At 35.7% G+C, this 4174-nt stretch carries 5 protein-coding genes; all 5 read right to left on the bottom strand.

Translation table 11 applies throughout. From position 1 onward, the window contains the following. Positions 1–32: 32 nt before the first annotated feature. Positions 33–665 (bottom strand): class I SAM-dependent methyltransferase, encoded by a 633-nt coding sequence (locus tag CJF42_RS24995; RefSeq protein WP_095369222.1) that lies wholly within the window; start codon positions 663–665, stop codon positions 33–35. Positions 666–899: 234 nt separating this feature from the next. Then, positions 900–2432 carry an IS1182 family transposase gene (locus tag CJF42_RS24990; RefSeq protein ID WP_095369221.1) on the bottom strand — a complete coding sequence of 511 codons (1533 nt, stop codon included), beginning with the start codon at positions 2430–2432 and terminating at the stop codon, positions 900–902. Positions 2433–2654: 222 nt separating this feature from the next. Beyond that, a complete protein-coding gene (locus tag CJF42_RS24985) occupies positions 2655–2957 on the bottom strand; it encodes a hypothetical protein (RefSeq protein ID WP_141235670.1) in 303 nt (100 codons plus the stop codon). 184 nt (positions 2958–3141) lie between these two features. Further along, positions 3142–3612, bottom strand: a complete 471-nt coding sequence (locus CJF42_RS24980; RefSeq protein WP_095369219.1) for an SPFH domain-containing protein — start codon at positions 3610–3612, stop codon at positions 3142–3144. A gap of 324 nt (positions 3613–3936) precedes the next feature. Further along, entirely contained in the window at positions 3937–4128 is a 192-nt protein-coding gene (locus CJF42_RS24975; RefSeq protein ID WP_095369218.1) for a hypothetical protein, read from the bottom strand. Positions 4129–4174: the final 46 nt, after the last annotated feature.

Raw genomic sequence — 4174 nt, 5'->3', positions numbered from 1 at the left:
CGACACCTATCCTTATTTGTTAGCTTTCCTTGCTAGATTGCTTCAGCGTAAATGAACATATCTGTGGTTGGTTCACCGGAATCTACAGGGAACTCCTTTCGTTGAACATCTATGATTTTAAAGTTATTTAACTCTAAGTTCTTTTTAAAGTGCTCAAATTGATGATAATGAATATAAACTTGATCGCCTGCACTAGATGTTTGATAACCTGAACGAGAATCTTGATCTTCCATTGAGCTTAAATGTAGCAAGCCTCCTTTATTAAGCATATTTCTAGCATTGGTAATTAATGCTTCCACATCAGTTTTTGACAGGTAGGGGGTACAAAAACCACACATCACAGCATCAAATTTATCCTTAACTTTTACTATATTTCTATTATCCATTACTTCAAATACAGCAGATGGATTATTAGAGCGAGCAAGTTCTACCATTTTAGGCGCTAGATCAATTCCAAATATTTGATAGTCTGGTCGCTTAGTTAATAAGTATTTAGATATATTTCCTGGGCCGCATCCCATTTCAAATATTTTGGCATTAGTGGTAGTAACTAATTCACAAAAAGTATCATAGGTATCAAAGTAAAAATCAAAGTCCATATACTTTGCTTCGTATTTATCTGCTAATTTATTAAAAGTGTTAACAGTTATTTCATACTTATCCATTTGATTTCGACTCCTATATAATATGGAAAGCTAACGAGCCTGTAGAATTACTCGTTTTAAATTAATATTTTATAATCGGAACACTTTACTGATATTAAATTGTTTTAACAATCAAAAACGTTTACGTTTTTGCTGATTTTTTATTTTTATAATTAGAACGAAGATAATGATGGAATTTATAAGTAAAAAGACCGTACTTGAATGATATTTGAGGTACTTTCGTGGGTTTTATCTTTAATGCAGGCTATTTCTAAGCTTTTCTATGTTATGAACTAAACAATACATTTGCCATTGCGCATTCACTTTCTCTTGTCCTCGCAAGGTGAATTTATTCATGCCCTTATTTACTGTTATGTTGCCAAAAACAGGTTCTATTGCACCTAACCTTTTACTATATTGTCGTCGCCCGATAGGACTATCTATCTTAATCCTCATCTTATCTGTATATGAAGGAGTTTTTAATTCTCTGTCATTTAAAAATTGCACTTGTCGTCCTGTTTTATTTGGCTCTTTTCTCATGCATTGCCTCTGTAAAGGGCAACTTTTACAGTCTTTTAAATAACCCACAAATCGCGTGTAAATGCGTTCTGCACTTTTGAGATTATCGCCGCTACACCACATTTCATTCCCTGCTGGGCAACGACAACTTTTTGTGTTTTTATCATAATGAAAATCATTACTAGTAAATAATCTCGGCCTGCCTTTACTGCGTTTTAAACGACGTTTTTCTTTTTCGGTATGATAGGTTTCGCTGACTTTAAATAACGGGTTTCGACTTCTAAATTGGGTATCGGCGATGTAACTATCTAGCCCTGTCGTGGCTAAGTACTTCAAATTATCTTCACTATGAAACCCACTATCTGCGGTAAATTTTGCCTCTGATAATGTATTGGGTGTTCCTAACTTTTTGAGTTGCTCATCTAATTGTCCCTGCGCTGGTTTCAGTGTTTGCTGCTCGCCAACTGAGCCCCAGGTTTGTGCCTGTAAAATAATCTGATGTTTATCATCATTTATCGCGATACCATTGTAGCCTTGAATTGTGCCTTTTGATGTCGTCATTTTCGCGCTATCTGGATCTGTTATATTACTTTTTACGGGTTTACCTTTACTGCCTAGTTTCTCTTCTTTCGTTGCCAAATACTTAGCTATTTTAGCTGCACTTTTATCAAGCTTTTCTTTTTGTTTTAAATCATGAATCACTTCATCTTCAGGCATTGTATCTTGTGATTGATGGCGGGCTAAAATACGTTTACTGGCTTTTTGTAATTTTACTTGTTTGCGTTCTAGTTCTTCAAATGTGCCGCTCCATTCTTTACTCGCATTAGACTTTATCTTGCAGCCATCGATGGCAAACATGTTACGGCCAATCAAACCTTCTTCATCACAAATCATCAGTATTTGTGTAAATAGTGGTTCAATTTGTTCGCTCATTTTTGCGACAAAACTAGCAATTGATGTGAAGTGAGGCTGTACATCACCCGATAAACTCATAAAGGTGATATTGGTTTCACACGCCAGTGCAATACGGCGACTCGATACTAAACCATGCGCATAACCTAACAATATAATCTTCAACATTACCGAAGGTGGGTATGCCGCTGCACCACGTTTATCATTTTGATACCAGGCATCAAAGCCGGATAAATCAAGACGATTGTCAACAATATGGGATAACGCGAATTCAAAAGTACCAGGTAATATTTGACGAGAAAAATCGATGGGTATGAACTTATTTTGACAAGATAAATCAGGTTTATAATTTGCCATTTTGATGTTCAGTAGTTGAATAATATCTATTAGATCACATCAAAGATCTGGTTTCAAGCTTAAAAAACAAACAAATTAGTAAAAACTAAAAAAGACACTAAAAGTGTCTTTTTATATAAATTCTACAACCTCAACGCCGCATTAAGCGGCGAGTAATAGCTTGGCTAAACTAGCGACGAAGGAACCCGAGCCAAGCTTTACGAGTCCGACTTTAATGCCTTATTATGCATCGGAATTTTTTTCTAAGGATAGAGGCTCAAGCCAACGAATATCGATACCTAGCTCATTTTGAAATTGGTCTTCAGTCATATGATACCAAACAGGTTCCAATGATGATGTGAACTTTACTAATGCGAATTCATGCTCCCAATTACGTAGCCCCATTCCTTTGGGCCAGTGATCAATCCAAATTAATTGCTTCTCATCTTCTGGCTCATGAGCTTCTTCATTTATTTCTTTAAAAACAGACCACCCTTTTAATATTAGGGATGCTGCTCTTTGCCTCAACCTCTGAATACACAACAATTCCCTTTGGGAACTACTGCAAGTGAAAAGTGAAATTAATTTAAATTATTTTAGCCGAGCAGAACTGACTAAAGTGATACGAAAAAAGCGCAGTTAAGCGCTTTTTAGTGAATCAGACTTAGTTATTTTGATACGGATAGCCGCATCAGTCTGGGGGTATTTTGCTCGGCTACCCGATTATACATTAATTACTGGCTTTACCAGCTTCTAGAATGGGTAAACCAGCCTCGGTAGGTATATAAATACGCTCACCATTACCTTCTTGTAAGCCTTTAATCCAGATATAGCGCAAATATGCCTCATTATTTTTTAAAGATTCACCAATTATTCGATTAGCTTCAGCGGCTGCTTTTGCAAGTTCGATATCTGCTTTACCTTCTGCTTTGGCACGAACTAATTTAGCTTCGCCTTCTGCTTGAGCTAATGTAACTCGTGCTTTTGCTTGCATTAATGCAGCTTGTTCACGTGCTTTAGCCTCTTCAATTAAAATTTTCTTGCTCCATTCAGCCTCTTTTAATGAGGCCTTGCCGTTCATTTCCATGCTATAAACTTTATATTTAGGCCAAGCCCATAAGATTAAACTTATGATCAAAACAAAAGCAAGGACTAAAAAAGTTAAACCACCAAATGCGATGGCATTTCTATTTGGATGCACAGACTTTCCTTAATGTATAACGAGCCTGTAGAATTTATCTTTTAGAAAAAACAGGCTCAAAAATTATTAAAAATTAAGCTTCAAAACGCATTGCTATGTGAATTCTGAGGCAATATTCTACTAAAAAATTACTTTTACGGGCGCACAGCACATAAATCTCATTCGTCAATTTACACTTTTGATAAATTCTACAGCCTCAACAGCTTAATAGACAGATTTATTCCGTGTTTAAACACGGGTTTTCCATCTATCATGATTTTTATTTGAATTATTTTTGTGCTGTTATATTTTGCTCGGCCAAACCGAGCAGACTTAGTTATTTCATTAACTTAATTTCTTATTGCACTTAGTACATACAGGGACATTTTCACCATCTTTAGTATACCAATATCTATTCATTTTCACTGTTAGGTGTTTACCACAACTAGCGCAATTAGAAAGCCTTTCAGATGAACCGTACATAACAGCTATTGCAATCGCTCCAAGAATAATCAATAACAATCCTGCTTCACTCAATTTAAAATCTCCTTTAGACTTTTACCGACCAGACTTAGTTATTTTG

The organism is Pseudoalteromonas sp. NBT06-2 (genome assembly GCF_002276045.1).
Lineage (GTDB): Bacteria > Pseudomonadota > Gammaproteobacteria > Enterobacterales > Alteromonadaceae > Pseudoalteromonas.
This window is presented reverse-complemented; position numbering and strand designations above follow the sequence as displayed.

What these genes read in the sequence shown, in the direction of transcription:
- CJF42_RS24995 (WP_095369222.1), bottom strand. Translation starts at nt 665, where the DNA reads ATGGATAAGTATGAAATAACTGTTAACACTTTTAATAAATTAGCAGAT.
- CJF42_RS24990 (WP_095369221.1), bottom strand. Translation starts at nt 2,432, where the DNA reads ATGGCAAATTATAAACCTGATTTATCTTGTCAAAATAAGTTCATACCC.